The organism is Frigoribacterium sp. CFBP 8751 (genome assembly GCF_014841545.1).
Lineage (GTDB): Bacteria > Actinomycetota > Actinomycetes > Actinomycetales > Microbacteriaceae > Frigoribacterium.
This window is the reverse complement of sequence record NZ_JACYUB010000014.1, coordinates 1-932: the sequence shown is the minus strand read 5'-3', so window position 1 is coordinate 932 and position 932 is coordinate 1. Positions and strand designations below refer to the sequence as shown.

Here is a 932-nt window from a genome sequence, read left to right as displayed (position 1 = left end):
TGGGCCCGCCAGGGTGAGAAGGACGGCGAGGACCACAACCGCCACCGGCCAGGCCGGCTCGACCCGGGACGCATCCCCATTGGAGCTAGCAGTCATCTCTCCCCCTCATCCGGTGAATACTCGCTAGATCACTCTGCCCGACCACTGGTCCCAGGGTGCGCCCTGGCACAGCCAATAGACACATCAAGTGATTCATCTACGTTGACGAACACGGACCATTCGGCGGGGAGGTCAAGGTTTACGACCCTGTCCATTGCACGATCCCCTAACCGGCATAAGGAAACTACGCCCGAGGTGTCACACGGGCGGTTGACGCCGCATCGGGGGCTGCTAGCTTTCGAACGTGACAACCAACCCGGCGCGGCTTGGCCAAACGAATGAACCGCGCAACAGCCCCTCTTCCGTAGTGGCGGCCAGTCCCTTCGCCTTGGCGTCAGGCATCGTGGTCCTTGTGGCCCTTGTCTCCTACGTCACTCTGTACGCCACGATGTGGTCCCCGGTCGTTCTTTGGAACAACGAGGGCTGGCTGTTCCTCTACCCGATTTTTCTCGCGGCCTGGGTGCCAGTCGGCATGATCTCCGCCACGTCCCTGGGCCTCGCGATCGCCAGTTGGGTGCGACACGAAGGACGGCGGTCTCTGGCAGCCGTGAGCCTGGCCGTGGCGGCGCTACTGCTCACTGCATCCCTGCCGGCCCTCTGGTTCGGGCCTGGCCCGCTCTAGACACGGCAGATCGACGTCCATCGCGCAGCATCCTCAATCTGAGCCCCCACGCGTGCCCTCTGAGGTCTCGTTGGACGATCCTCTAACGCGACGCAGCCCCTGAACATGGGCGCGTCCTTGGCACGGCTTCGCACGCATGGCACGGCTTCGCACGCATGGCATGGTCGCGACCATGGAGATCATCGATGATGTCGAACGCGGTGCCTGGCTG

Annotated in this window: 1 protein-coding gene; it reads left to right on the top strand. The window is 63.6% G+C overall.

Features of this window, described 5'->3' with window-relative positions; genetic code table 11:
- The first annotated feature begins 343 nt into the window (after nucleotides 1-343).
- The gene (locus IFT88_RS16715; protein WP_192122050.1) at nucleotides 344-721 is read left to right on the top strand and encodes a hypothetical protein; all 378 of its coding nucleotides are present in this window, start codon (nucleotides 344-346) and stop codon (nucleotides 719-721) included.
- The last annotated feature ends 211 nt before the right edge of the window (nucleotides 722-932 follow it).